This window comes from Duganella hordei (assembly GCF_040369125.1).
GTDB lineage: Bacteria > Pseudomonadota > Gammaproteobacteria > Burkholderiales > Burkholderiaceae_D > Rugamonas > Rugamonas hordei.
In genome coordinates this window covers 37,975-62,999 of the sequence record NZ_BPWI01000022.1, presented here as the reverse complement: position 1 = coordinate 62,999, position 25,025 = coordinate 37,975, and the positions used below count along the sequence as shown (strand labels likewise).

The 25,025-nt window shown below is 64.8% G+C and carries 25 protein-coding genes and 1 pseudogene; 8 read left to right on the top strand and 18 right to left on the bottom strand.

What is annotated here, in order from left to right:
- Window positions 1-62: 62 nt before the first annotated feature.
- A complete protein-coding gene (locus ABWW33_RS29785) occupies window positions 63-581 on the bottom strand; it encodes a DUF4142 domain-containing protein (RefSeq protein ID WP_353405052.1) in 519 nt (172 codons plus the stop codon).
- Between the two features lie 126 nt (window positions 582-707).
- On the opposite strand from ABWW33_RS29785, the gene ABWW33_RS29780 reads away from it, so the two are divergent.
- The 3 genes from ABWW33_RS29780 to ABWW33_RS29770 are packed head-to-tail and all read left to right on the top strand — an operon-like array spanning window position 708 to window position 2,382.
- Window positions 708-1,067 carry a COG4315 family predicted lipoprotein gene (locus ABWW33_RS29780; RefSeq protein ID WP_176655367.1) on the top strand — a complete coding sequence of 120 codons (360 nt, stop codon included), beginning with the start codon at window positions 708-710 and terminating at the stop codon, window positions 1,065-1,067.
- A gap of 14 nt (window positions 1,068-1,081) precedes the next feature.
- Window positions 1,082-1,585 (top strand): RNA polymerase sigma factor, encoded by a 504-nt coding sequence (locus ABWW33_RS29775; protein ID WP_353405058.1) that lies wholly within the window; start codon window positions 1,082-1,084, stop codon window positions 1,583-1,585.
- Window positions 1,582-2,382, top strand: coding sequence for an anti-sigma factor family protein (locus tag ABWW33_RS29770; protein ID WP_353405051.1), 801 nt, complete (start codon window positions 1,582-1,584; stop codon window positions 2,380-2,382). Before ABWW33_RS29775 ends, ABWW33_RS29770 begins: the two co-directional genes overlap by 4 nt.
- Window positions 2,383-2,386: 4 nt before the next feature.
- On the opposite strand, the gene ABWW33_RS29765 is transcribed toward ABWW33_RS29770, so the two are convergent.
- Window positions 2,387-2,881 carry a winged helix-turn-helix transcriptional regulator gene (locus ABWW33_RS29765; RefSeq protein ID WP_176655365.1) on the bottom strand — a complete coding sequence of 165 codons (495 nt, stop codon included), beginning with the start codon at window positions 2,879-2,881 and terminating at the stop codon, window positions 2,387-2,389.
- Between the two features lie 327 nt (window positions 2,882-3,208).
- Here ABWW33_RS29765 and ABWW33_RS29760 point away from each other — a divergent pair, with 327 nt between their 5' ends.
- Window positions 3,209-4,024, top strand: a complete 816-nt coding sequence (locus ABWW33_RS29760; protein ID WP_353405050.1) for a response regulator transcription factor — start codon at window positions 3,209-3,211, stop codon at window positions 4,022-4,024.
- Between the two features lie 9 nt (window positions 4,025-4,033).
- On the opposite strand, the gene ABWW33_RS29755 is transcribed toward ABWW33_RS29760, so the two are convergent.
- The 5 genes from ABWW33_RS29755 to ABWW33_RS29735 all read right to left on the bottom strand — a co-directional run bounded on the left by ABWW33_RS29755 (window position 4,034) and on the right by ABWW33_RS29735 (window position 10,434).
- Window positions 4,034-5,581: a methyl-accepting chemotaxis protein gene (locus ABWW33_RS29755; RefSeq protein WP_176655363.1), complete on the bottom strand. Its 1,548-nt coding sequence runs from the start codon at window positions 5,579-5,581 to the stop codon at window positions 4,034-4,036.
- A complete protein-coding gene (gene pnuC, locus ABWW33_RS29750; protein WP_353405049.1) occupies window positions 5,560-6,144 on the bottom strand; it encodes a nicotinamide riboside transporter PnuC in 585 nt (194 codons plus the stop codon). The genes ABWW33_RS29755 and pnuC overlap by 22 nt, the downstream gene beginning before the upstream one ends.
- Before the next feature lie 13 nt (window positions 6,145-6,157).
- Window positions 6,158-7,366 (bottom strand): M48 family metalloprotease, encoded by a 1,209-nt coding sequence (locus ABWW33_RS29745; protein ID WP_353405048.1) that lies wholly within the window; start codon window positions 7,364-7,366, stop codon window positions 6,158-6,160.
- 81 nt (window positions 7,367-7,447) lie between these two features.
- Window positions 7,448-9,430 carry a hybrid sensor histidine kinase/response regulator gene (locus tag ABWW33_RS29740; RefSeq protein ID WP_353405047.1) on the bottom strand — a complete coding sequence of 661 codons (1,983 nt, stop codon included), beginning with the start codon at window positions 9,428-9,430 and terminating at the stop codon, window positions 7,448-7,450.
- Between the two features lie 65 nt (window positions 9,431-9,495).
- Complete coding sequence (locus ABWW33_RS29735) at window positions 9,496-10,434, bottom strand: SAM hydrolase/SAM-dependent halogenase family protein (RefSeq protein WP_353405046.1); 939 nt, start codon at window positions 10,432-10,434, stop codon at window positions 9,496-9,498.
- Between the two features lie 98 nt (window positions 10,435-10,532).
- Between ABWW33_RS29735 and ABWW33_RS29730 the strand changes: the two genes are divergently transcribed.
- Window positions 10,533-11,312 carry a substrate-binding periplasmic protein gene (locus ABWW33_RS29730; protein ID WP_353405045.1) on the top strand — a complete coding sequence of 260 codons (780 nt, stop codon included), beginning with the start codon at window positions 10,533-10,535 and terminating at the stop codon, window positions 11,310-11,312.
- On the opposite strand, the gene ABWW33_RS29725 is transcribed toward ABWW33_RS29730, so the two are convergent.
- The 3 genes from ABWW33_RS29725 to ABWW33_RS29715 form a co-directional block, all read right to left on the bottom strand.
- Window positions 11,313-12,422, bottom strand: a complete 1,110-nt coding sequence (locus ABWW33_RS29725) for a catalase family protein (protein WP_353405044.1) — start codon at window positions 12,420-12,422, stop codon at window positions 11,313-11,315.
- 14 nt (window positions 12,423-12,436) lie between these two features.
- On the bottom strand, window positions 12,437-14,440 hold the full coding sequence (locus ABWW33_RS29720) for a DUF6600 domain-containing protein (RefSeq protein WP_353405043.1): 2,004 nt from the start codon (window positions 14,438-14,440) through the stop codon (window positions 12,437-12,439).
- 84 nt (window positions 14,441-14,524) lie between these two features.
- Complete coding sequence (locus ABWW33_RS29715) at window positions 14,525-15,316, bottom strand: helix-turn-helix domain-containing protein (RefSeq protein ID WP_353405042.1); 792 nt, start codon at window positions 15,314-15,316, stop codon at window positions 14,525-14,527.
- 73 nt (window positions 15,317-15,389) lie between these two features.
- On the opposite strand from ABWW33_RS29715, the gene ABWW33_RS29710 reads away from it, so the two are divergent.
- On the top strand, window positions 15,390-16,406 hold the full coding sequence (locus ABWW33_RS29710; protein ID WP_353405041.1) for an alpha/beta fold hydrolase: 1,017 nt from the start codon (window positions 15,390-15,392) through the stop codon (window positions 16,404-16,406).
- 4 nt (window positions 16,407-16,410) lie between these two features.
- Here the strand turns inward: ABWW33_RS29710 and ABWW33_RS29705 are convergent, their stop codons facing one another.
- The 6 genes and pseudogenes from ABWW33_RS29705 to ABWW33_RS29680 all read right to left on the bottom strand — a co-directional run.
- Window positions 16,411-17,220 carry a DUF4198 domain-containing protein gene (locus tag ABWW33_RS29705; RefSeq protein WP_353405040.1) on the bottom strand — a complete coding sequence of 270 codons (810 nt, stop codon included), beginning with the start codon at window positions 17,218-17,220 and terminating at the stop codon, window positions 16,411-16,413.
- A gap of 13 nt (window positions 17,221-17,233) precedes the next feature.
- Window positions 17,234-17,686: a hypothetical protein gene (locus ABWW33_RS29700; protein WP_353405037.1), complete on the bottom strand. Its 453-nt coding sequence runs from the start codon at window positions 17,684-17,686 to the stop codon at window positions 17,234-17,236.
- A complete protein-coding gene (locus ABWW33_RS29695; protein WP_353405036.1) occupies window positions 17,683-18,276 on the bottom strand; it encodes a HupE/UreJ family protein in 594 nt (197 codons plus the stop codon). The genes ABWW33_RS29700 and ABWW33_RS29695 overlap by 4 nt, the downstream gene beginning before the upstream one ends.
- On the bottom strand, window positions 18,273-19,460 hold the full coding sequence (locus tag ABWW33_RS29690; protein WP_353405035.1) for a DUF4331 family protein: 1,188 nt from the start codon (window positions 19,458-19,460) through the stop codon (window positions 18,273-18,275). The genes ABWW33_RS29695 and ABWW33_RS29690 overlap by 4 nt, the downstream gene beginning before the upstream one ends.
- 47 nt (window positions 19,461-19,507) lie before the next feature.
- The gene (locus tag ABWW33_RS29685; protein ID WP_353405034.1) at window positions 19,508-20,338 is read right to left on the bottom strand and encodes a helix-turn-helix domain-containing protein; all 831 of its coding nucleotides are present in this window, start codon (window positions 20,336-20,338) and stop codon (window positions 19,508-19,510) included.
- Window positions 20,339-20,436: 98 nt separating this feature from the next.
- A pseudogene (locus ABWW33_RS29680) lies at window positions 20,437-20,541 on the bottom strand (LysR family transcriptional regulator); the annotation flags it as partial.
- A gap of 102 nt (window positions 20,542-20,643) precedes the next feature.
- Here ABWW33_RS29680 and ABWW33_RS29675 point away from each other — a divergent pair.
- Entirely contained in the window at window positions 20,644-21,024 is a 381-nt protein-coding gene (locus ABWW33_RS29675; RefSeq protein ID WP_353405032.1) for a DUF427 domain-containing protein, read from the top strand.
- Between the two features lie 134 nt (window positions 21,025-21,158).
- Window positions 21,159-23,264 carry a hypothetical protein gene (locus ABWW33_RS29670; protein ID WP_353405031.1) on the top strand — a complete coding sequence of 702 codons (2,106 nt, stop codon included), beginning with the start codon at window positions 21,159-21,161 and terminating at the stop codon, window positions 23,262-23,264.
- Between the two features lie 44 nt (window positions 23,265-23,308).
- Here the strand turns inward: ABWW33_RS29670 and ABWW33_RS29665 are convergent, their stop codons facing one another.
- A complete protein-coding gene (locus ABWW33_RS29665) occupies window positions 23,309-24,172 on the bottom strand; it encodes a hypothetical protein (protein ID WP_353405030.1) in 864 nt (287 codons plus the stop codon).
- A gap of 55 nt (window positions 24,173-24,227) precedes the next feature.
- On the bottom strand, window positions 24,228-25,007 hold the full coding sequence (locus ABWW33_RS29660; RefSeq protein ID WP_353405029.1) for an enoyl-CoA hydratase: 780 nt from the start codon (window positions 25,005-25,007) through the stop codon (window positions 24,228-24,230).
- Between the last annotated feature and the right edge of the window lie 18 nt (window positions 25,008-25,025).

Genomic DNA, 25,025 nt, shown 5'->3' with positions numbered 1-25,025 from the left:
CCTGAAATCAAAGAGAATTTAGTTCCGCACGGAAATTATCTTACTGGAAGAAATATCCGGCGCTACTGTTTGGAGGTGCCGCCGGCCGCCATTGCTTGCACGGTTTGCAAGTGCTGATCGACGGTCGGCTGCAGCTTGGCGGCCAGCGCCTTGACGTCCGGATCGCTGGCTTTCTTTTGCGCGCTGGCGACCAGCTTGTGCGCCTCGTTGTGGTCGCGCACGCCGGCATTGGCCAGGTAAGCCTTGTCGAAGGCCGTGCCGCTCAGGCCGTTGAGCTTGTCGGCCATTTTCTTGTGCCTGGCGTCCGGCTCGGTCGGCAGCGTGACGTTCTTGCTGCGCGCCACGTCCTGCACCGCTTGCAGGCCCTTGGTGTGATCGTCCACCATCTGCTGGGCGAAGGTCTTGACCTCCTGCGACGAGGCTTTTTCCAGTGCGATCTTGCCGGCCGCGACCTCGGCCATATTGGCCTGCGCCAGTTGTGCGAGTATGTGCTGATCGCCCTTGTTCAGCGTTTGGGCGTAGGATGACGTCATTGCCGCAGCGGCCAGGCTGGCGGTGATGATGCGATGGAGTTTATTCATGTTGCTCCCCTCTCAAGATGAACTGATCGGAGATTTATTTTACGGTCGCGGGAATATACGGGCCGTACCTTACGTATACGCAATTGCAACGTCCGCAGTTCACTCAACCATACCAAGGAAAACGCCATGAAAACCATGATACGCCTGACCTCCCTCCTCGCTGCCGCGCTGCTGGCCGGCGCCGCCCATGCCGACGACGTCATGAAAAAGGACGGCGTGCTGGTCAACAGCGCCGGCATGACCGTCTACACCTTCGACAAGGACAGCGCCGGCAAGAGCGCCTGCAACGGTCCGTGCAGCGAGAACTGGCCAGCCGTGGCGCCGTCCGCCAGCGTGGCCCCGCCGTATTCGGTGATCACCCGCGACGACGGCGCCAAGCAGCTGGCCTACAACGGCAAGCCGCTGTACACGTTCAAGAAGGACGTCAAGCCGGGCGACCGCAACGGCGACAACTTCAAGGACATCTGGCACGTCGTCAAGGACTAAGCCCATCCATGTCGCTGCAAGACGACGGCGAGCGCCTGGTCGCCTGTATCCCGCGCCTGCGCCGCTACGCGCGGGCGCTGCTGGGCGGCCGCGCCGACGCCGACGATCTGGTGCAGGACACCATCGAACGCGGCTGGGACAAGCTGTCCTCGTGGCGGCGCGGCAGCGACATGCGCGCCTGGCTGTTCGGCATCATGCACAACCTGCATGTGGACAGCCAGCGCCGCCCGGCGCTGGCCACAGAAGCGCTCGATGACGACCTGCCGCTGGCCGGCGCCGATGGCGCCGCCGGCCGCCTCGCCCTGCGCGACATGGACCGGGCGCTGCAACAATTGCCGCCCGAGCAGCGCGACGTGCTGCTGCTGGTGGCGCTGGAAGAATTGAGTTACGACGAAGTGGCCGCCGCGCTGGATATTCCGCTGGGCACCGTGATGTCGCGCCTGTCGCGTGCGCGCGAAAGGCTGCGCCTGATTATGGCGGGCCAGCCCCTGCCCTCTCCGCTAAAGGTCGTCAAATGAACGCCACCGTAACCGAAGCCGAACTGCAAGCCTGGGTCGATGGCCGCCTGCCGCCGGCGCGCGCCGGCGCGGTCGATACCTATCTGGAACTGCATCCGACCGAAGCGGCCCGGCTGCAAGCCTACCGCGAACAAAACGCCGCACTGCGCGCGGTCTTCAACCCGCTGCTGGACGAGCCGGTGCCGCCGGCGATGGCGGCGCGCCCCCAAGGCCCAGCCTGGCCACTGCCGCTGCGTGCAGCCGCGATGCTGGCGCTGACGCTGTCCGGAGGCGCCGCCGGCTGGCTGCTGCACGGCGCCGCCGACCAGGCCGCGCTGCAGGCGCTGTCGGCCGACAATGCGCCGAACGCCGCCGCCAGCCTGGCCGCGCTGCCGCGCCGCGCCGCGCTGGCCCACGTGGTCTACACGCCGGAAGTGAGGCACCCGGTCGAAGTGGGCGCCGACCAGCAGGCGCACCTGGTGGCCTGGCTGTCGAAACGCCTGGGCGCGCCGCTGAAGCCGCCGCAACTGGCGGCGCAGGGCTATGAGCTGGAAGGGGGACGTTTGCTGCCCGGCCAGAGCGGGCCGGTGGCGCAATTCATGTACCGCGACGCCGGCGGCGCGCGCCTGACGCTGTATGTATCGACGGAACAAACGCACAACCGGGAAACCGGCTTCCGCTTTGCGCAGGAAGGCCAGGTCGGCGTGTTCTACTGGATAGACGGGCAGTTCGGCTATGCCCTGTCCGGCAACCTGGACAAGGCGGCGCTGGCCAAGGTGGCCAACGCCGTCTACGCCCAGCTGGAACCGGCGTTGTAGCGCGTCAGGAAGCGTGCTTGCTGATTTCGATCAGGCGCGTGCGCATCACGTCGGTGGCGGCAGGTCCCGGCGCGAACATATAGTCCTCGTCGTTGATGGCCAGGCCGCTGTTGGCGTCGACCAGCACCTGGTCGGCCGGCTTGCCGGTTTCGCGGCTGACCACCAGCAGGCTGGCGCCTTCCGGTGCCAGGTGGTCGTTGCCCCAGGCGATGAAGGCCAGCAGCACCGGCTTGAAATCGCGGCCGGACTTGGTCAGCACATATTCGTAGCGCGGCGGACGGGTGCTGTACAGGCGGCGCTCCATCAGGCCGCCTTCGACCAGCCCGGCCAGGCGGCGGGTCAGCATGTTCGGCGCGATCTTCAGGCTCTTTTCAAATTCGTCGAAACGCGACAGGCCATAAAAGGCGTCGCGCAGGATCAGGATGCTCCACCACTCACCCACCTTGCCCAGGCTGCGTGCGATGGGGCAGGACATGCGACCAAAATCGGTATGTTTCATTTTTTTGACTCCTCTGTTCCAGATTAGCAAACAAAAATTGCATTTTGCACAATAGGATTGATTCTTCTACGATTTTCCGGGTCGGCGGGCGCCGCCCTGAACAGTCGATTTCATTATTAACGATCCAGGAAACACGTGCTTTTGCCACAGGCGGCTACGGTTTTGCTAGCGTAGAAATCTATGAAAAATATTTTGAGGATAGGCAAAATTTGCAACAACCATGCAAGCCGAGCTCTACAGGAGAAAACTATCAAAAAATTTTAAAAGATAGGCATAATACGCAACAGGGCGTGACAAAACCTTATCAACCATGTATCAGGGCCGGCCATGCAAAATGCCAGCGACAGCCAACAGCGCAAGATCCTCATCGTGGACGATTCCGCGTTCGAACAGCGGGTGCTGGTCGACCTGCTGAGCGAATTGCCGTATCGCGTGTCGGTCGCCTTCAACGGCCTGCAGGGCTACCAGCTGGCGCTGGCCGATCAGCCCGACCTGATCCTGCTCGATGTGCGCATGCCCAATATGGACGGCTACACCGCCTGCCGGCTGCTCAAGGCCAATCCCGTCACCGAACATATCCCCATCATCTTCCTCAGCGGCGCCGATGCCGACGAGGAGCGCATCATGGGCTTGTCGATAGGCGGCGTCGATTTCGTATCCAAGCCGTTTTCATCGGGGGAACTGGCGGCGCGCATCCAGGTGCACCTGAACCTGGCGCGCCGCGCCAGCCAGGCGCAGTCGCAGGCGCAGGCACTCTCGCCCGCTCAGCCGGCGGCCGCCGGCACCCCGGACGCCGAACCGGACGCGGTCATCGTCAACGCCGCCAAGCGCCTGATCGCAGACAACCTGGCGTCGCTGCCCGGCCTGGCCGAGATCGCCCGCAACGTCGGCACCTACCGCGAAAAATTGTCGCAGGTCTTCCGCGAGCAAACCGGCATGACGGTGTTCGCCTACATCCGCGAGGCGCGCATACGGCGCGGCGAGGAGCTGCTGAGGGAAACCGACATCGACGTGCAGGATATCGCGCTGCTGATCGGCTTCAACAACGCCGGCAACTTCGCCACCGCCTTCCGCGAGCGCATGGGCATCACGCCCAGCGCCTTCCGCCAGGCCAACCAGCTGCGCAAGACGCCGCAGGGCTGACGCCGAGAGTCAGCGCAGGCGGAACACGCTGACCACGCCGGCCAGGCTGGCGGCCTGGTCCTGCAGCGCGCCGGCGGCGGCCGCCGCTTGCTCGACCAGCGCGGCGTTCTGCTGCGTCACCTCGTCCATCTGCACGATGGCCTTGTTGACTTCCTCGATGCCGGTGCTCTGCTCGCTGCTGGCGGAGGAGATTTCCGCCACCACGTCGCTGACCCGCTGCACGCTGGCCACCACGGCCGCCATCGTGCTGCCGGCCTGCTGCACCAGCGCCGTGCCGCTGTCGACCTGCACTACCGAATCGTCGATCAGCGCCTTGATTTCCTTGGCCGCCGCCGCGCTGCGCTGGGCCAGGTTGCGCACCTCGGTGGCCACCACGGCGAAGCCGCGTCCCTGTTCGCCGGCGCGCGCCGCCTCGACCGCCGCGTTCAGCGCCAGGATGTTGGTCTGGAACGCGATGCCGTCGATGACGCTGATGATGTCGACGATCTTGCGCGACGACGCGCTGATCGATTCCATCGTCGCGATCACCTCGCCCACCACCTTGCCGCCGTCGGCGGCGGTGCCGGACGCCGATTGCGCCAGCTGGTTGGCCTGGCGCGCGTTGTCGGCGTTCTGCTTGACGGTGCTGGTCAGTTCCTCCATCGCCGACGCGGTTTCCTCCAGCGAACTGGCCTGGCCTTCGGTGCGGCTGGACAGGTCCAGGTTGCCGCTGGCGATTTCCGCCGACGCCGTGGCGATGGTGTCGGTGCCGCTGCGCACCTGGCCCACCACCCGCAGCAGGCTGTCGTTCATGGCCTTGAGCGCGTCCATCAGCTGGCCGGTTTCATCCCTGGCATGGCTGACGATGTGGCCGGTCAGGTCGCCGTCGGCGACGCGCTGGGCGATCGTCACCGCCTCTTCCAGCGGCGTCGAGACGATGCGCGCCACCGCCGTCGCCAGCACCATGCTGACCACGATCAGCACCGCCAGCGTGCCGAGGATCAGCCTGCGCGACATCGCGTAGGTGTCGCCGGCGGAGCGGTCGGCGCCGGCGCTGCCATCGTCGTTGATCTTGATCAGCGCGTCGAGCTGCTCGTTGGCCTGGCGGAACAGCTTGTTGGAGCCGCCGCGGAACAGCGCGCGCGCCTCGTCCTTCTTGCCTTCGCGCGACAGCGCGGTCAGCTTGCCGCTGGTGGCGAGGTAGTCGTCGAGCGACTTCTGCAGCTCGCCGTAGATGCGCTTTTCCTCCGGCTCCGACACCAGCGCCGCGTACGCGGCCTGCTGCTTGCGCAGCGTCTCGAGCCGGGTCGCCATCGACTTGTCGGTGGCCGTCATTTCGCTGTCCTCCGCCAGCAGGATGTGGGTCGCCTCGGAGATGCGGTAGCGCGACATCGACGCCTGCATCTGACCCAGGTAGCGCACCGCCGGCAGCCAGTTGGTGGCGATGTCGGTGGACGCCTGGTTGACCTTGGCCAGCTGCCCCAGCGAGAACAGGCCCAGGAAACAGGTCAGCGCAATGACCAGCGCGAACGCCAGTATCAGCTTCCTGCCGATTTTCAGGTCATAGAACCATTGCATGATGTCTCCTTTGTCATTTGGCGGCGCCAGAACAACCACGAGACCAGCGCATTGAGCCAATAAGCCGCATACAGCACGGCGGTCAGATACAGCCCCCGGCTGGCGTACAGCGGCACCGAGATGGTGTTCACCAGCAGCCAGAACGGCCAGGTTTCCAGCCGCCGCCCCATCAGCAGCAGCTGGGCCACGATGCTGAACATCAGCACGGCGGAATCGATGAAGGGGGCGTAGGCGTTGGTGTAAGCCTGCAGCATCAGGCCGTAGACGACGGTGGCGGCCAGGCCGACGGCGACCATCCAGCCCAGCGCGCCCAGCCGCGCGCGGCTGATCGGCAGCGCGGAACCGGCGTCGCCGCGCACCCAGCGCAGCCAGCCGATCAGGCAGGTGACGATGAAGAACAGCTGCAGCGCGACGTCGGCGTACAGGTTGACGCCGTAGAACAGCGCGGCAAACATCGAGCAGCCCACCACGCCCAGCCACCACGAGTGCACATTGTTGCGCCCCGCCAGCACGATGGAAACCGTCATGACGACATTGGCGGCGATTTCCAGGGCAGAGGTCAACGGTATCCTTGCGTTAGTTGCGGCAGTCCGGCGGCAGCACGCGTGCGGGAATTTCCTCGCTGCCACATTGCCAGACGACACGCTTATTCTCGTCCACTCTTGGCGTGAAAGCAATAGCCTTGCCGCGGTAGCCGGGATCGGCCGGGAACACGCGCACCATGCCGTTGCCGGCGTCGACGGTGGCCTCCTGCACCACGTGGCTGGGGTCGTCCATCGCATAGCCGGCCTGCGCCAGCGTGGCCGGGCCGCGGCCGTTGGCGTAGAAGTAGCGCTCCACCGCCGCCGTCGCGCCGTGGCCGACCGCCACCACCTGGGCCATGCGGGCGCGCGCCGTGTAGTCGCTGTAGGCGGGAATCGCCACGGCGGCCAGCACGCCGGCCAGCGCCACCACGCCGATCAGCGATCCGAGGCCGCCGACGCCCAGGCGCGGCACGAACAGCGCCAGCACATAGGCCAGGCCGTGGCGGCCGGGTTGCTCGACTTCGGTACCGGCGGCCAGGCCCTTGACCACGGCCATGCGCTTGACCAGCCACGGGTAGTCGCCGACCAGTTCATGGAACGACATCCAGAAGCCGGAGGACTCGCGCGCCTGCGCCGCGTAGCCCGCCGTGCTCAGCTGGCGCCAGCGCTTGCCGCCGGCGGCCAGCGCCGCCAGCCCGACCTGCGCGCTTTTCAAATCGTCGCAGGCGTGGAAGCCGTGGCGGTCGCAGGTGTATTCGCGGGCGCGCGCATAGGCCGCGCCCAGCAGCGGCACCAGCGAAGCCGGCGCCAGCAGCGCCGACCAGCGCAGGTGGTTGCGCTTGATGTGGCCGATCTCGTGGCCGATATAGAAATTGATCGCGTCCGGCTTGTCCTCCAGCGCATCGACCACGTCCGAGTACAGCACGATGTAGTGATTGTCGAGGAAGCGCGTGGCGAAGGCGTTGAACAGCCCGCCCATCTGCAGCAGGTAGGCCTCCGGCGCCTGCTCCAGCCCGAGGCGCTGGCAGCAGGTGACGATGCGCTGCTGCAGGTCGGGAAACTGCTGCGGCGTGATGCGCACCGCCGTGCCGCGCAGATAGGACACCAGCGCCGACTGGGCGAAACACCAGGAAATAAAAAACAGCAGCAGCCACACCAGCGCCATGCCCATGGTTCCCAGCAGCAGCCCGGCCCAGATCAGCACGGACACGCCCAGCATGATCGCAAACAGCGTTTTTTCGTTCTTGTAAACCAGTTCCATACCGTCCTCGTGCCAGACAAAAGTTTCCGCGAGGCTATTTTAATGGTTTATTTGAGAAATACACAACTATTTTTGATAACTTCAACCAATCTGGTTGTCCAGCACGGTTTGCAGTTCGGCGATATTGACGGGTTTGACGAGATGGGCGTCGAAGCCGGCCGCGCGGCTGCGCGACTTGTCGTGCTCCTGGCCGTAGCCGGACAGCGCGATCAGCTTCAGCGCCGCGCCATCCGGCAGGCTGCGCAGATGGCCAGCCAGCTCGAAGCCGTCCATGCCGGGCAGGCCGATGTCGAGGATGGCCACCTGCGGCATGGCGCCGCCGGCGGCGACGATGGCGTGGGCCGGATCGTAGGCCACCGTCGCGCTGTAGCCCAGCGCGCCCAGCAGGTCGCCGAGCGAATCGGCCGCGTCCTGGTTGTCGTCCACCACCAGCACGCTGGCGCCATGGCCGGCCATGGCCTCGGGCGCCGCCGCAGCCGGCGCCTCGGCCTCGGTTACCACCACCCCGGGCAAGGTCAAGGTGAAGGTGCTGCCGCGTCCTTCGCCGGCGCTGTAGGCGCTGACCTCGCCGCCATGCATCTGCACCAGGTTGCGCACCAGCGCCAGGCCGATGCCCAGCCCGCCCTTGGCGCGGTCCAGCTGGCGGTTGCCCTGCACGAACAGGTCGAAGATGTGCGGCAGCAAGGTCGGCGCAATGCCGTTGCCGTCGTCGGTCACCTGGATCTGCAGGCAGTCGCCCTTGATGCGGGTGGACAGTGTGATGTGGCCGCCGGCCGGCGTGTAGCGCGCGGCGTTGCTCAGCAAGTTGGACACCACCTGCGCCAGCCGCGCCGGATCGCCATGCCAGCGCGCGGTGGGCAGGTCGACCAGCAACTGGTGCTGTTTCTGCTCCAGCAGCGGGCTGGTCATTTCGATCGCCTTGTTCAGCACGTCCGCCAGCGCCACGGTTTCCTTGCGCAGCTCGACCTTGCCGCTGGCGATGCGCGACACGTCCAGCAAATCGTCGACCAGCCGCACCAGGTGGTCGACCTGGCGCTGGATCACGGCCTGCTCGTTGGCGCTGCCGGTGTCGCGCAGCTTCATCAGCTTGAGCGCGGTGACGATGGGTGCCAGCGGATTGCGCAGCTCGTGGCCCAGCATCGCCAGGAATTCATCCTTGATGCGCGAGGACATGTTCAGGTCGATGTTCAGGCGCTCGCTCTCGGCCATCGCCTGCGCCAGCGCGCGGTCGCTTTCCAGCCGGCTCAGCGTGGCGCACACGGCGGCCGTGATCTGTTCCAGGAACTGGCGATAGTTGTGGTCCAGCGGCAGCCGCGGCGACAGCCGGAACACCAGCGCCAGGTCGTCGCACAGTTGCAGCTCGGCGCTGCGGATGACCAGCGTGCCGTCGCCCTGCTCGACCGGCGGGTCGCCGTGGTACAGCTCGACGCCGTGCAGGTCGGCCGCATTGTCGGCCACGCACTGCGCGATGCTGGCGAGGACGTCCTGTTCGCTGCGGCAGTTGAGCAGGCTGCGCGCCAGCATGTCGAGCCCGTGGCGGCGGCGCTCGGCCAGCACCTGGGACGTGGTTTCGGTGCACACCACCAGCACCCCGCCGACGCGGTCGTGCTCGTCGAACACCGGCGTGTAGGTGTAGCTCCAGTAGACATCCTCGATGCGGCCGTTGCGCCAGATCGGCACCAGGTTGTCGGCATACCACTGCGATTCGCCGCCATTGCGCACGCTGTCGATCTGCGGGCCGATGATGGGCCAGGTCTCCGGCCAGCACTCGCGGCCGGGCTGGCCCAGCGCGGCCGGATGCTTGCCGGCGCCGAAGCACGGCACGTAGGCGTCGTTATACACCTGCACCAGCTGCTCGCCCCACCACAGGAACATCGGATGCACCGAGTGCAGGACGATGCCGACGCTGGTGCGCAGCGAGGCCGGCCAACCGGCGATCGGTCCCAGCGCCGTGTCTTCCCACGCATGGGCCTGCACCATGTCGCGCATGGGCGTGCCGCCGCCGATGAAGCGCCAGGCCGGCTCGGCTACCGCGGATGAGGTGGAAACAGGTAATGCAGACATAAGGCGCCCAGATTCAGAAAGTGAAAGTGTAACAACTGTATTGTCTGACGGCGCACAATAGCGATCTATTTCCTCGACGGCGATGCCTTGCTCACTTCAATCTCCCAGTCGACACCGGAGCCCACATGGTGCTTGGCGGCGAAATTGCCCTGGCTGATGGCCACGGCGACATCCATCAGGCTGTTCATATAGACCAGCGGCTTGCCGGCCGCCACGCCACCGAAGGTGTTTTCATACGGCGCCACCACGCTGGCCACCTGCTTGCCGCCGTGCAGGATGCGCACCCGCACCTTGTCGTGCAGCGCGATCTGCAGCTCGTCGAACAGCGACTTGGGGATATTGGTCCAGACGTTGCCGTACTTTTCATCAAGCACCGGCACGATGCCGCGCGCCACCCCGCCCTTGCGCACGGGTTGCTGGTAAGGGATCTTCACCACCGAAGCGCTCGGCAGCAGCGGGCCGACCTGGTCGTAGCGGATCGCGCCGGACGCCAGCCGCGCGCCGACATAGGCATACACGTCGCGGCCGTGGAAGGTGTAGGACTCGCCCGAGCCCGGCAGGCGGTTGACGGTCTCGTCGATCTCGCGCAGCTCGGCCACGCCGTCGCGCTCGGCGATCAGCGTGAACAGGCCGTTGTCGGGGCCGACGAAGTAGCGGCCTTCCGTGGTTTTCAACACCACCGACTTGCGGCTGGTGCCCACGCCCGGATCGACCACCGCCACGAACACGCTGCCCTTGGGCCAATAGTTGGCGGTCTGGTACAGGCGGTAGGCGCCGAGCCAGATGTCGTAGTCCGGTATCTGGTGCGTCAGGTCGGACACGGTCAGCGTCGGATCGACGCCGTAGGCCACGCCGTGCATGGCCGACACCGCGCCGTCCGAGGTGCCGAAGTCGGTCAGCAGCACCAGCGCCGAGCCGGCCTGCGACGGAAGCGGCGCCAGCATGGCGGCACTCAGGCTGGCCAGCGCCAGCAAGCGGGAGAGGTGAAAGCGGAATGGAAGCATGTCGGTCCTTATAGGTGGTGGGTGGGCAGGCAAAGGTGCGCTTGACATTCCCGTCACATCTGGCAAATTGTAGCCAAAGACCAAGAAGGGGTATCTCCATGCAAGCGCGTCACGTGTTATCCGTCATGGCGTTGACGCATGCAATTGTCATACCAGCCTGGGCCGCCACGGCGGAATCCTGCCAGCTGAAGCTGGCGATGGAACAATGGCCGCCTTATCTTTACAGCAAACCCAACTCGCCGCCCGCCGGCCTGGACTGGGAACTGGCGCAAGCCATTGTGAAGGAAGCGGGCTGCACGCTGCAGCTGCTGCCCGAGTTGCCGACCGCGCGCCGGCAACGCCAGTTCGAACAAGGCGGCATCGACCTGCTGCTGGCGGCCTCGGACACGGCCGAGCGCCGCAAGTACGCGCGCTTCAGCATCGCTTACCGCTATGAAACCGTCAGTGTGTTCGTCCCTACCGGCAAGCTGGCCGGCTACCGGGGCATCGGCAGTCTCGATGCGCTGGCGCGCAACAAGCTGTCATTGCTGGCGCCCAAGATGGGCTGGTATGGCAAGGCCTACGCGCGTGTGCAGCCCGAGCTGGCGCAATCGGGACTGCTGAGCACCTTCCTCAGCTTTCAGCAAGGCGTGCGCATGCTCGAGGCCGGCCGCGCCGACCTGATCCTCGGCGACACCGCCGCGCTGCGCCACGAAGCCAGGGAGCAAGGCCTCGCCATCAGCGCGCTGCCGTTCACCGTGCTGCGCGCGCCGGTGCACCTGATGCTGAATAAAGACAGCACCACGCAGGCACAGTTGGAGTTGCTGAACGGCGCCATCCAGCGCCTCGAGCGACAAGGCGTGCTCAGCGAGATACGCGGACGCTACGGCGAATCCTGATCAGTGCTCTTTCCAGTTGTCGAGATTGTGCGGTTCGGCCAGCGGCGCGCCGTTGCGCCGGGCGCGGAAGCGGGCCGAAGCTTCATACACGGCGCGCCGCACCCGCATGATGGAGCCGAGCGGGCGATGTGCGGCCAGGCAGTGCCATGGGCTGAACTGCATGCCGTCGTCGACCAGCACCGACAAGCCGTGGGTCCAGCCGGCCTGCGGCGGCGTCGTGATGCGCGCCACAGCGATCCAGGGACTGGTCCATTCCACCGAAGCGTCTTCGATCGGCATCGCTTGCAGATCGGTGCACAGTTGCACCCTTAACTCCCATTCGGCGCCGTGCACGGTGCAAAAGTCCACCACCGCCGCGCGCAGGCCGTTGGGCTTGTGCTCCAGGTCGACTTCCTTGTCCCGCAGCGCCAGCAGTTCCGGCGACACCGGCGCCAGCGACAGCTTGGCCATGTAGCGGCCGTACAGCACCGGCACCTGAGTGAAGAAGGTCTCGCCGAGGATGTGGGTTTCCGCTTGGCCGCCCAGGCCCTTGAGCGTGCCGCTCTCGCCGCCCACGGCTTCCAGCGCCTTTTCGGTGCCGCGCAAGGCGGCCGACAACGCCTCCTTCAGCGCCGGCGCCTTGTCGGTGGTGGCGGCCAGCAGCTTGACGCTGCCAAGGAATTTTTTTGCGGTCGGCGCCAGGAACACCGGGCCGTTGACCATGACGAAATCCTGCGTGACATCGGCCCCGCCGCCGGGCAGGCGTTCGCCCGGCACGCCGATGACCTTGATGGCCATGCCGCGCGGCGTGGAGACTTTGTCGTCCAGCATATCGCCCGGCGTGGTCGACAGCCGCATCACCACCGGCCACTCGCCGCCGGCGTTGCCGAACAAGCCCTGCGCATAGTCGGGAGGCAGGTTGTCCAGCACGCGCAACCGGCCGCGCAGCAGGCCGTGGCTCTTGGCGTGCACGCCGCGATGGGCGTGGCCGGTGTCCTTGCGCACGGTGTCGGCAATGTAGTGCATCTGCTCCTGCAGACCGGCGATCGTGCCGGCCTCGTCGTCCTCCTCGATTTCGTAGGACGGGTCGTAAGGCAAGGGCTGGTTCAAATGACGGGTAGGAAAGTCCACGGATATGCTCCTGGCTATTCGCGTTTGGGTTCGTGCTTCGGATCGTGATGCGCCGCTTCACGGCTTGGCGGCTCCTGCCCAGGCTGCGGATGAGGCTGGCCATGCGCCTGTTCGTGCTGCTGAGGCGCCGGTTGAGGATGAGGTTGGGTGTGCTCATGCGGAGGCGGCGCCGGCTGCGGTCGCGGCTGGGCATGCGCCAGCTCCTGCGGCCGCGGCGCTGGCTGCGGTTGCTGATGCGGTTGCTCATGCGGCGGCATCGGTTGCGGACGTGGCTGGGCATGCGCCAGTTCCTGCGGCTTCGGCGCCGTTTGCGGTTGCGGTTGCTGATGCGGTTGCTCATGCGGCGGCATCGGTTGTGGACGTGGCTGGGCGTGCGCCAGTTCCTGCGGCCTCGGCGCCGTTTGCGGTTGCGGTTGCTCATGAGACGGCATCGGTTGTGGGCGCGGCTGTGCGTGCGCCAATTCCTGTGGCCTCGGCGTCGGCTGGGGTTGTGGGTGCGCCTGATCGCGCGGCGCCGGCTGGGCGCCAGGCTGCGGCCGGCGCGGATCCGCGTGCGCGGCGATCTGGGGAGCCGGTGGCCCGGCGTGGGCAGGAACAGGCATCGGCGCCGCGGGATGGTCCGCCTTGACCAGATGAACCCGCGGCGCCATCGCTGCCGGCGCCGTCCTGGCCACCGCTTGCCGTGCCAGAAGAGCCGGCGCAGGGCGCGGGCCCTCGTGCGTTCCAGGCGCAGGCCGTTGCGGCCTTGCCGGGGCCGACGTCGCCAACGGCGCAGCAGCCAGCTGCTGCGGCGAAACGTGCATCGCGTGCCCGCGCACCGGCTGCGACTGCGCAAACGCCGCCGCAGGCACCGCCGTTACCGCCTGCCGGTTCACATAGCGGATGTTATTGACCTGAACGTTGTTGTAGACATTGGTGATCTGCGTCTGGTTGACCACCGTGTTGCTGACATTGATATTGGTGACATAGCGCGGGCTGGCGCGGTACGACGGCCGATAGACCTCGCGCGGTCCCAGCGGAAACCACGCCACGCCATGATCGCGCGAGCGCTCGTCGAGCAGCAGATTGGCGCCGCCGACAAACACCACCAGCGCCGGCGCGTACACCGGCCGTTGCGCCACTGGCCCGGGCAGCCAACCCCAGCCAGCCGGCGTCTGCGCCCAGCGTCCGTAGTGCGTGACCGCGAAGCCCCACGGCGCATCGTCGACCCAGGTCCAGCCCCAGGGGTCGACCCAGGCCCAATGGCCGTCGCGGTACGGCGCCCAGTCCGACGCCACATGGGCAGGCATCCACACATTGCCGTAGCCCGGCACGTCGCGCCAGTTGCCGTTGTCATCCAGATCTTCGTAGCCGACCACATCGCTGGAAACATAGCGCACCGACGCGGGATGATCGAGCCGGCGGTCGCGCTGCGCTGCCCATTGGTCGAACTCGTCTGCCGGCGGCGGCTGGGTCACGCTGAAATCCGTCAGATTGGTGCCGCCGAAGCGGTAGGACTGGCCAGGATCGATCAGATAGGCATTGCCCTCGCCATAGGCCTCGCCCTGGCCGTCGATCACCGACACCTGGGTGGCATTGCCCGAGGCATCCACGTCGAGGCGGTAGTGGCCGCGCTTGCGGATATTGAACGCCAGATTCGGCGTATCGATCTCCAGCACCTCGTCCGGCCGCATCTGGCGCACGCGCAGGTTCAGGCGGCCCTGCGACAGTTGCAGCTGCGTGGTCCGGTCGTCGACATTGAGCAGCGTGACCAGCGTATTGGCGCCCATGCGCACGTTGGCCGGACCGGCCTGCACTTCGTCGCGCGCGCCGTCGGCGGCCCAGACGCGGTCGCCCGCCACCAGCGGACGGTTGATGCCGGCCGCCTGCCAGTCATCGCGGCCAACCGGCGAAAGGCTGACGGGGCCGGAGCTGTAAGCCAGCCGCGCCACACGGGAAGGCGGGTCGGCCAGCACGACGCCGCTGTAGAGCAACGACGCCCCGGCCAGCGCCACAACGATACGGAATGGATAAGACATGGGTAGACTCGCCAGAAATATTCGGTGAGTCAACATACCCCGTTGCGCCCGGGCAGACCGTGCGATTACGCACAAATAACCTCCCTAACCGAGGCGGCGGCAGAAATCGGCGGTGATGTCGTCCGTCGGGAAACATGCTTCGACATGCAATTCATCGAGCGTGACGTCGCGCGGAGTACCAAAAGTGGTGATGGTCGAGAAAAAGCTGATCTGCACACCGTCGCGCCGGAACGCGGTGGTCAGAATGGGCGCCGGCGCGGTGGCCAGGTCGCGCTGCCGCCAGTGGGTGGGCACGCCGGGATAGGCCAACATGTCATCGAGCAACTGTCGGGCCTTCGTGTCTGAAGGCACGGCCGCCACTTCGTTGTGCAGGTGGCGCAGCAGGGTGCCGGCGACATCTTCCCAGTTGTCGATGGCCGGCCGCAAGTCTTCGGGATCGAAAATCTGATGCAACATATTGCCGTGTTTGCTGTCGCGGCCGCCGAGCATGAAGCGGTTGAGCTTGCGGGCGGCCTGGTTCGCCATCAGCACATCCCAGTGCCGGTTCAGCAAAAACGCCGGATATGGCTCCTGCTGCGCCAGCATGGCTTCGATCGCAAAGCGCATCTGCGCCAGCTTGGGCGTATCGATGGAGGTTTCCGGGTACATCGGCGCAAATCCGCCGGCGATGAACAGATTGTTGCGCTCGCGCAGCGGCACCGCCAGCGACTCCGTCAGCCGGGCAATCATTTCGCGGCTGGGCTTGGACTTGCCGTTTTCCACGTAGCTGAGATGCCTGGACGAAATATCCGTCTGCAGCGCCAGGTCGAGCTGGCTCAGGCGGCGGCTCAGCCGCCATTCGCGCAGCAGACCGCCTATATGTGCTGTATTTTCCATGAGAGCATTCTAATCACGTTTGCGACACACAACCATAACCTCCGAGGTTATCAATCCTGGAAATGGCGCGTAATTGATTGCCAGCATCCGTTGCGCGATGCTGGCGTTTTCAATCCGACAGGACTACACCATGAAACGCAGGACATTTATCGCACTGCCGGCGGCGATGGCCGCCGTCGCTCTGGCCGGCGCGGCGGAACCGCATGCCATGCCCGCCCCCATCGACGCCGCGCGGTTCCACGCTATGCGCAAGTTCGCCACCACGCGCTTCGGACGTATCGCTTACGTGGAACAAGGTCAGGGACAAGCCGCACTGTTTCTGCATGGCTTCCCGCTGAACAGCTTCCAATGGCGCGGAGCGCTGGAGCGGCTGAGTCCATGGCGCCGCTGCATCGCACCGGACTTCCTGGCGCTCGGCTACACCGAGGTGGCGGCTGGCCAGGATGTTGGACCGGATGCGCAGGTCGCCATGCTGGTCGCTCTGCTCGATACACTGGGCGTCGCACAGGTCGACCTGGTTGCCAACGACAGCGGCGGCGCGGTGGCGCAACTCTTGTTGACGCGCCACCCGCAGCGAATCCGCTCCCTGCTGCTGACCAACTGCGACTCGGAGATCGACTGCCCGCCAGCCGCCCTGAAGCCCGTGATCGATATGGCGCATGACGGCACGTTTGCCGACCGCTGGCTGGCCGCATGGGTCAAGGACAAGCCGCTGGCGCGGTCCAGGGAAGGCTTGGGTGGCCAATGCTACGGCAATCCGGCCAATCCGAGCGACGAGGCGATCGATTGCTACCTGGGGCCTTTGGTGGCGTCGCAACGGAGGAAGGACCTGGTGCACGCCTACGCTCTGGCACTCGAGCGCAACGTGCTGGCGGGCGTCGCCGGCGGCTTGCGCAATTCCACCGTGCCCACGCGCATCCTGTGGGGCGCCGACGACACGATCTTTGCCCCGCCAGGCGGGCACTACCTCGACGGAATGTTCGGCAATTCGAAGGGCTTGCGAATGATCGCGGGCAGCAAACTGTTCTGGCCGGAAGAACGCCCCGAGATCATCGCTGGCGAAGCGCTCACGCTGTGGGGCATCAGCTAGCGCGTTATTCGAAGCCAAAGCTGAGACTGGAGAAGACGGTTTCAAAGTCGGTGTCGCTGCCGCGCGGCCGCGCCCTGGTCCAGATGACGTTCAGCATCCAGCGGCCGGATTGGGGCATGCCGAAGTCAGCGCGGCCACGGCTGTCGCTGACGCGAGTTTCGAACGGCTCGGCGTCATGGTCAAGATTGGTCAATTTGACGGTGGCGCCGGCCAGCGGCTTGCCGAAGTACAGCACGACAATCGGCAAGCGCCCGGACCGCGGCTGTGCGTGAGGATTCATCTCCGGCACGATTTCCAGCGGTAACCCTACCGGCGACGTCACGCGGCCGCCGGCATCCGCCCCCACCTGCACGATGACCTTGGCACAGCGGCTGTAATTCTCCGAGCCCTCCGCGTTGAGGCTTTTATTCCGTTGCCGCTCCTCCAGCGCCGGCGTCAGCCCCTCAACCCGCAAATAGTCGTTGAAGCGCAGCGCCGGCAAATGGCTCTGCGCCTTGCTATCCGTCTCCAGCAGCAGTACATGGGTGCCCGCCTGCTTGAACGTCAGCATGCCGTCGTCGGTAGCGCCGCCCGCGTGCAATGAAGGTCGCAGGTCGGTGACACCGCCGTCGATGCCGATGTCGGAAAAGCGGCTTATGCGCCGCAACGGAATCTGCGAGCGCTGGCGAAACGGGCCATGGCCAACCTGCAAGGTCATCGGCGTCGACGCACCGGGAGAAATTTTGAAGTGCTCCGGTTGCAGCCAGAAGTCGTGCGCCTGGGCAGGCATGCAAAGCGAAACAACAAATCCGGCGATGCCACGTAGTTTGTTCATATCAAAACCTAACCTAATCGAGATGGTCGGGCATGTAGCCCGGACTGACGGGAAGATATGCCAGCGATATGGTGAGCAAGGCGACGGCAGCCAGCCATCCCGCCAGGATTTTCACCAGCACGGGAGCGCGGTTGCCGATCAGCAGTCCGGCAGGAAAAATCAGCAGCACGGCGATGGCTGCCACGTACGGCGACGTCATCGAAGCACCGGCACAAAACCCGGCTGCGACAGACAAAGCCAGCTGCAAGCGGGCAAGCAGCGGCAGATGCAAAGTGAGGGCCAGCGCTATGATGCAATACCAGCCCGCTTGCCGGGCAGGCGTCAGCGGCAAGGACATCATCGCGGCCAGCGACATGGCCAGCACAAAACCGGCATAGCCTTTCAACCGCCCGGCGACCGGGTTGGCCGACAACGCCAGGCCCGAAGCGCCCGCCAGCAAAACGACGGCATAGCTCTCCCCTGTCATAAAATCACCGCCCGCACCAACAAGCACCCACCCACGATCACGATCGCGACGCCACAGCCCCGTATCACCCGCAGGCCTGCGGCGTTATCCTTCAACATGCCCAGCGCGATGCCGGATAAATGCACCAGCCCGGTCGCGAAGACAAAGCCGATGCTGTAGCCGACAGGATCCGCCGCCGACGGCAATTCCTGCCCGTGCGCATAGCCGTGAAATATGGCAAATACCGCGACAATCAAACACGCCTCCCGGGTGGGCAAGCGCAAGGCGCCGGCCACGCACACGCCCAGCATCAGCAGCGATGCAGCAATGCCGATTTCAACCGGCGGCAGCCATACGCCAAACATGCCCAGCACGGCCCCGCACACCATCATCGCCGGAAAAATCATCGGCAGCAGATAGACCAGCGGCCGCCCAAGGAAAGCGCCCCACAATCCCACCGCCGCCATCGCCAGCAGGTGGTCGAGTCCATTCCATGGATGCGCGAATCCGGCGGCAAGTCCGCCAGCAAGCCCTGTTCCGCTGTGCGCGAACGCGGGGACCGGCAGCAGGCATACCCAAGTGGCCACGCGCCTCAGGCTGCGGGAATTCAATATTTCTCCCTCTGGCCGGGCGCGGCGAGGAATGGAAACACATCGTCCGAATGGCGCAGTTCGTCGTGTGTGACGCCGTCATCCACACCCTGCGTGGTGCCGTTCACCAGCAGCGAGCGGTATTCGTTGACCACGTTGTAGTTGGGTGTGCGTCCGCCGCAGTCGCCGCGCCATTTTTCCTGCCGACCCAGGTGGGCCAGCTCGACGGCAAACAGCTGCGTGCAGCTGTGCGATTCCGTATTGACCCACAAGCGGTCGTCGGCAAGCAGCGCCGCCAGCGCACGATAGCGTTCCGATGGCGACGCCGCTTTCTCGATCAACCACTGGTTGCCGCATGCGCCATCGAAGCTGTCATACAAGGCAAGTCCCTTGCCGATCTCCGCGATGAACTCCGCCGAGGTCGATGGCGTGGCGGCGTTGTACCGCTCCTTCAACGCATCGCTGATGTCGTCTGTTGCGATGGTCCCAAGCAAGGCGTTGCCGGTCAGCGGCCGGCCGGCGCGGTCGATCTGGCGGCCGCCTTGCCGCGTCGCGGCCCATACGGCGAGCAGCTTGCCGCCTTTGGCTACCAGCGGCAGGTCGATGGAGACCACGATCGACGCCGGCGTCCACCCTTTGAGGAAATTGGTGGCTGGGCCGCCGTCGGTATGCCGCCACTGCTCCAGCAGGATGTCCGACTGCTCCTGTGTCAGCAAAGGACAACCTGCGGCATCCATCGCCGTGCCGCGCTGCATGGCATCGAAGACCACCGAATATGCCGCCCGGGTCCCTTTGACGTTGTTGAAAAAGGGATCGTCACGCAATCCGGCAAACACGCGGAAATGGTGCTTGGCGCTGTCGAGGCCGACGGGCTGGCTGGCGTCGCCTTGCGCGCTGTCGTCGTTGCCGGCGCGGCAGCTGGTGACGCCGGCTGACGGGAAGTTGCACCGGACCGTGGTGGTGTGCGCCGTCTTGCCGAAGGTCTTGCCGCTATCGATGTGGAACACGTAGTCGGTCTTGTCGGAAAAGCTGTGGCCGACGATGGTCATGACCAGGTTGAGACGGCGGCCGTCGGCCGAGGTCCATGCATACAGGTCGCCGATATCGGTGCGCGGATCGGCGATCACGCTGGGCGTGTCGAGGTGGTCGGAGGCCATGCAGGCCAAAGGCGCCAGCAAAGCCAGCGAAAGAATGAAGCGCAGCATTTGAGTTTCCTGGGTAGTGAGCAGATGACTCACTATCGCCGAAGGCATTATCTGCCGCTGTCGAAATCTTTAGTGAATTTGCGGTACGCGGAAGGCGAGCGGCCATAGGCCTGGCGGAAGCTGGCGCTGAAGTGGCTGTGGCTGGAAAAGCCGAGGTCGAAGCTCATCGCCGACAAGTCGTCGTACTGATCGATGACCGACAGCGCCCGCGCCAGGCGCAGCTGCAGTTGATAGCGGTACAACGGAATGCCCTCGACCTGCTGAAAAACCTGCGTCAGGTAGACCGGCGAGCCACCGGTCTCGGCGGCGATCTCGGCCAACGTCCAGCGCCGCGCCACGTCGCCGGCCAGCGTCAACTTGACGCGCTCGACCAGACGCCTGCGCCCGACGGTGGCACCGGCAGGCGTCTCAGCCGGGCGGCCCAAGGCACGGCGCAACAATGCCAGCACCAGCGTTTCGGCCTCCAACGGTTCGGCCGCGCCATGGCGAAGCTGGGCGGCCAGCATTTGCGTCTGGGAATCGATGCGCTGTTGCTGACGCAAGAAAGCGCTGCCGCCACCCGCTTGCAGCATCGATGCCGGTGCAAGCTCGCGCAACGTGGCGGGATCGACGGAAATGGACAGGCAGGCATCGCCGCCCTCGACCGGATGGCTGATACGGTATTCCTGCTGCTCGTTGAAGAACAAGACCTGGTTGCCGTCGGCCACGGTGACGTCCTGCCCTACGCTGCGTACATACACGCCGCGATAGGGAAACACGATGTGCGTCGACTGCGCGCATTCCAGCTCGTCTTCATGCCGGCATCCGCCAGCGCAGCGCACGTCGCTGACGGTGAGCGCAGGTGTGCCAAGCAAACGATCGACCTGTATCGTGGACATCACGGCTCCGTAGGGAAAGGTCCCTCATTTTATGACGAAGGGGTCAGCGTATCCATTACCTCCGAGGTTATGCCGCCTCCATCTCCAGGACGGCATATTCAGCTGGCGGCCAACTCGAACAGCCGCGACAGGAACAGCTTGAGCACCGGCGAAGTGTTGGCCCTGCTGTAACCGACCGCCAGGGCGATGGTCGGGACGTCGCCGGCCATCCAGCGCTTCAGCATGATATTCGCGGTATCCCTATAATGAACGCTGCGTTCGGCCTGCCGGCCGGCGCCGCACCACTCAAGGAAAGGCATTCCGACATGACTACTCAACGTACCGTGAAGATTCCCGGGCCGGATCACCCCATCACCATCGAAGCGACGCCGGGCCGTGTGCGCGTCGTCGTTGCCGGCAAGGCGCTGTCCGACAGCGGCAACGCGTTGACGCTGCGGGAGGCGGCCTACCCGCCGGTGCAGTACCTGCCGCGCACCGACGTGGACATGAGCCAGTTGCAACGCAGCGAGCACACCACGTACTGCCCTTACAAGGGCGAGTGCAGCTACTACAGCGTTCCGGCGGGCGGAGAAGCCGGCATCAACGCCGTATGGACATACGAGGCGCCGTATCCGGCGGTCGTCGGCATCGCAGGCCACCTGGCCTTCTATCCCGACCGCGTGGAGTTGATCCTCATCGACGGCTAGCGGACTTCGCGGACACCGGTATCGCAACTCCAATTGTCGTGACGAAACAATTGGAGAGATTATGGGGCTGACAATCAATTATCATATTGATTACAAAAACACCATAAGCGATTCGTCCACTGCCGGGGTAAGCCATGTCCATGTCTTTCAACGCGACGTGCCGTCGCCTGTTGCCACTGACCTTAAGCCTGCTGCTCAGCGGGTGTGCCTCACAAATCCAGAAAACGCTGGACCGTACCATCCAGATTGAAAAGCGCTGTAGCGCCATCGAAGAGGCGCTGCCGATGGAACAGCAATACCTGAAGAGCGCGCTGGTCGACGCCGTCGCCTTGCGCCTGGTCGGCAGCTGCCTCGACGACAATCAGCTGTGTCTGAATTCATCGGACACGACCATCCCCCTCAAGCTAACCGGTTCTGTACAACAAATGGCTACAGGCCTGCAAAACCAGCGCACGCAGTTGCAGCAGGCAGGCAAGGCATTCGACGAAGGGCTGCGGCAGGACTACGCCACATTACAGCGGGATCTCACACAGACAAAAAAAGATACGGAAGATGCCCTGAACGCATTGCGCGCGGAACTAAGCACAGCCAGAAGCACACTTCTTGCCAACAGCAAGACCTGCAGCCAACGCACCGATTGCATGACAGTCTTCGCAGACCAGTTTGGCACTCTTGAAACCAGGCTTGTGCCCATCATCGACAAACTCCGGGCCCAGGCGAAACGCCTGCCCGAACTGGCCCAACAGGCTGCCGCGCTGGCCGACCGCAGCACGCTGCTGCTCAAGCAGGCCCAGGAAGTGGCTGACGGCACCCGTACGCTGCTGATCAAGGGGAATGAAGACCTGCAAGCCAACGCCCGGCAATTGAACGACCGCGCCAGGCAACTAGGCAAGCGGCTGGAAAACGGTTCACGGACATTGGAGAACCTGTTTTCCCATGACGTGGAAAAAGCCATGATGGACCTGATGGCGGCGAATATCTACGACAAAAGCGCCGACCGCTTGCTGGCGTTGATCGACCGTATGCTGAGTCAACTGGATCACACCATCGACAAGATCGACGACCACGCCTTCGGGGTAGCGTCGGTGGCTACGCAAATGTTTTCCGGAGAAATGCAGGATCGCTTCGACGCCATCTTCCGCAAACTCTTCGCCGAGCGCTATACAAGCAATACCGCGAAACTGGCGTTCGCCTCGGCGGCCTGCCGGCGCATGGGCGTGGGCAATGACACGGCCCCCCAGACCGCCTCGATGTTCACGCCCTTTCTCTACGCCGCCCTGATCCGGGTGGAGTACGACGTCAACGGGCAGAAGGGAAGCCTGGAAGATGTGCGCAAAGCATGGGAAAGCCAGCTCGGCAAGAAACCGGACGAGGTGGCCAAGGATGCCGGCGTCGTCAGCGCCGACCGCGACTTCGCCCAGAATGTCGCCGCCGCATACCAAAAAGACGCAGCCTCCCAGCCGAACAAGCCACCTGTCGCACCGGATATGCTCCAGAAAGTGGCCTTGTGCGCAGGGGTCGAACAGGAATTGGCAATGCAAGGCGTGACGGGCAACGCCTTGAAGGAGCAGACAGTCGCCGACTGCGGCCATGCGGCGTTGGACGCGACATTGGCCAACAGGCCGATGGTCAAGGCAGGCAGCCCATCAAGCGCGCAAGCCGCCATCGCCGCAGCGCCGCCTGCTACCACGTCACTTTCCTCCGGCAATATCCCCGGCGCGGGCAGTGCCGATGCCTGGAGCAAGGCCATGCTGGAGGTACTGGCGGCGTCGCGCCCCAAAGCCCCGGGATACTTCGATGCGCTGTGCCAGCAGATAAGCAGCCAGATCAAAGGCAGCCGCTGCGCCGGCGGCGTCGCGGACAGCGCCACCGTGGATTTCGATGCCAGCTTTGGACCAGGCCAGGCGCGCGACAAGGGAATCGAAATGCAGCTGGCCCAGCTGGCCGACATCCTGGCTGGCAATCCGCAAGACTACCGGCTCTTGGTCACCGCCTATGCATCGCACCAGTTGCCGCCTTGCCCGGACAAAACCGCCGCCGATGCCCAGGCCTGCGCAACCGCAAAAAACGCGGCGCTGGCCCAGTCCAGGGCGGACTGGGCATACGGCATATTGGAGCGCCGCATGGGCGGACGCTTCGGAACCGGCAATCAAAAACACGGTAGCGCCAATCCTTTGAGCTACGACACGCCGACGGATCGCCGGCTGCGCATCACGTTGTGGCCGAGCCAGAAACCCTGAGGAGGCCGCCGTCGTCAAGCCACCGCCGGCGCACTATTTGACACTCAATCCGTCGGGGCCGACAGATGCAGACGCAGGCGGCGATCCAGGCCCAGCGCCTTGATATCGGCGCCGAATGCCTCGTCAATCAGGCGTGCCTTGAGTCCCGTGGCTTCGGCTTCTTTCAAAGCCCGCTCGATGATGGGCCGATAACTGGCGGCCGAAGATGCCAGATAGAAACCAAAGTCGCCTGGATAATCCAGTAACAGGCGCGGCTCCACCGCCAATTCTGGATGTCCGCGCGCCTCGTCCAGTACCTCGATGACACCGCGCGGCAGATAGTCGACGTGCCGGTTTCCCGCATCCACCATCGCATAAATCGTGGTCCATGGCGCGGCATGCTCATACAGCGGCAAGCCCGCCGCCTTCCATACTTTCGCATCGCCCCAGCCGGCGCCGAACCCGGCGATCAGCCCGGTACGCTTCAAGTCGCCCACTGACTGGACGCGGGCAAAGACTGCGGCATCGGCTCGACGGATCAATAACACACGCTGGCCGATCAAGCCATTGGTCAGTGCGCTACGCACGGGAACGAGCTGTTTATTGCTGTCCTTATCCTTCGTGCGCATGCCGTAGAACAGATTGATGTCGCCGTTACCCAGCATCCACCACATGCGGCGGGCGGGAATGTCCTTCACGTAGTGGAGATGGTAGGGCTGATGAATCAAGCGCAACGACTCTTCCAGCAGGCGGATGAAGTAGTCGGCATGCCCATCTGACACCATCGCGATGCGTAACTCAAGCGGCGCGACCTCGGATGCACGCGTCGGCGACGATGCTGATGGGCCCTTCTCCGCTTTTCCTAACGCAGGAAACGACACCAACAGCATGCAAACGAAAAAACGGATGAACCGCAGCGTGGAAGACATTTTCGCGACGCCAGAGAAAGGTCGGGTTTGTAGCCTACCACAGGCTCGGCGGTTCCTAGGCGAACTTGGTGAAGTCCGGCTTGCGCTTTTCGAAGAAGGCGGTGAAGGCTTCCTTGGCTTCCGGTGCGGCCAGCATGGCGCCGAAGAATTTGTTTTCGGCGGCGATGGCTTCGGTGACCGGTCCCTTGCGGGCGGCCTTCATCAGTTGCTTGGTGGCGCGGATCGAGCTGGCCGGCAGGGCCACCAGCTTGGCGGCCTGGCCCTCGGCAAACGCGCGCAGCTCGGCGGCCGGCACGATCTTCGATACCAGGCCCATCTCCAGCGCTTCCTGCGCCAGGAAGGCTTCACCCAGCATCAGCTTCTCGGCGGCGCGCGGGTAGCCGGCGATTTGCGTCAGCAAAACGCTCGATGCGAATTCAGGGCACAGACCCAGTTGCACGAACGGCATCGAGAACTTGGCGTTGTCGGCCGCGTAGACCAGGTCGCAATGCATCAGCAGCGTGGTGCCGATGCCGACCGCCGCGCCGGCCACGGCCGCCACCACCGGCTTGGTCGAGCCGCTCAGCGCCATCATGAACTTGTAGACCGAACGCTCTTCGATGCCCGAGCCGTCGGCCGGACGCGAGGTCTTCATGAAGTCTTCCAGGTCGTTGCCGGCGGTGAAAATCTCCGGCTTGCCGACGATCAGGATCGCGCGCACGGCGGCATCCTGTTCCGCTTCATTGATGGCGTCGGCCATGCTCTGGTACATCGCCGAGGTGATCGCGTTCTTGCGTTCCGGGCGGTTGAATTCCAGCGTCAGCACGCCGTTGGTCTTGCTGCTCAAAATATCCATGTGATCTCCAAATGATTA

What these genes read in the sequence shown, in the direction of transcription:
- ABWW33_RS29785 (WP_353405052.1), bottom strand. Translation starts at nt 581, where the DNA reads ATGAATAAACTCCATCGCATCATCACCGCCAGCCTGGCCGCTGCGGCA.
- ABWW33_RS29780 (WP_176655367.1), top strand. Translation starts at nt 708, where the DNA reads ATGAAAACCATGATACGCCTGACCTCCCTCCTCGCTGCCGCGCTGCTG.
- ABWW33_RS29770 (WP_353405051.1), top strand. Translation starts at nt 1,582, where the DNA reads ATGAACGCCACCGTAACCGAAGCCGAACTGCAAGCCTGGGTCGATGGC.
- ABWW33_RS29765 (WP_176655365.1), bottom strand. Translation starts at nt 2,881, where the DNA reads ATGAAACATACCGATTTTGGTCGCATGTCCTGCCCCATCGCACGCAGC.
- ABWW33_RS29760 (WP_353405050.1), top strand. Translation starts at nt 3,209, where the DNA reads ATGCAAAATGCCAGCGACAGCCAACAGCGCAAGATCCTCATCGTGGAC.
- ABWW33_RS29755 (WP_176655363.1), bottom strand. Translation starts at nt 5,581, where the DNA reads ATGCAATGGTTCTATGACCTGAAAATCGGCAGGAAGCTGATACTGGCG.
- ABWW33_RS29745 (WP_353405048.1), bottom strand. Translation starts at nt 7,366, where the DNA reads ATGGAACTGGTTTACAAGAACGAAAAAACGCTGTTTGCGATCATGCTG.
- ABWW33_RS29740 (WP_353405047.1), bottom strand. Translation starts at nt 9,430, where the DNA reads ATGTCTGCATTACCTGTTTCCACCTCATCCGCGGTAGCCGAGCCGGCC.
- ABWW33_RS29735 (WP_353405046.1), bottom strand. Translation starts at nt 10,434, where the DNA reads ATGCTTCCATTCCGCTTTCACCTCTCCCGCTTGCTGGCGCTGGCCAGC.
- ABWW33_RS29730 (WP_353405045.1), top strand. Translation starts at nt 10,533, where the DNA reads ATGCAAGCGCGTCACGTGTTATCCGTCATGGCGTTGACGCATGCAATT.
- ABWW33_RS29720 (WP_353405043.1), bottom strand. Translation starts at nt 14,440, where the DNA reads ATGTCTTATCCATTCCGTATCGTTGTGGCGCTGGCCGGGGCGTCGTTG.
- ABWW33_RS29715 (WP_353405042.1), bottom strand. Translation starts at nt 15,316, where the DNA reads ATGGAAAATACAGCACATATAGGCGGTCTGCTGCGCGAATGGCGGCTG.
- ABWW33_RS29705 (WP_353405040.1), bottom strand. Translation starts at nt 17,220, where the DNA reads ATGAACAAACTACGTGGCATCGCCGGATTTGTTGTTTCGCTTTGCATG.
- ABWW33_RS29700 (WP_353405037.1), bottom strand. Translation starts at nt 17,686, where the DNA reads ATGACAGGGGAGAGCTATGCCGTCGTTTTGCTGGCGGGCGCTTCGGGC.
- ABWW33_RS29690 (WP_353405035.1), bottom strand. Translation starts at nt 19,460, where the DNA reads ATGCTGCGCTTCATTCTTTCGCTGGCTTTGCTGGCGCCTTTGGCCTGC.
- ABWW33_RS29685 (WP_353405034.1), bottom strand. Translation starts at nt 20,338, where the DNA reads ATGTCCACGATACAGGTCGATCGTTTGCTTGGCACACCTGCGCTCACC.
- ABWW33_RS29675 (WP_353405032.1), top strand. Translation starts at nt 20,644, where the DNA reads ATGACTACTCAACGTACCGTGAAGATTCCCGGGCCGGATCACCCCATC.
- ABWW33_RS29670 (WP_353405031.1), top strand. Translation starts at nt 21,159, where the DNA reads ATGTCCATGTCTTTCAACGCGACGTGCCGTCGCCTGTTGCCACTGACC.
- ABWW33_RS29665 (WP_353405030.1), bottom strand. Translation starts at nt 24,172, where the DNA reads ATGTCTTCCACGCTGCGGTTCATCCGTTTTTTCGTTTGCATGCTGTTG.
- ABWW33_RS29660 (WP_353405029.1), bottom strand. Translation starts at nt 25,007, where the DNA reads ATGGATATTTTGAGCAGCAAGACCAACGGCGTGCTGACGCTGGAATTC.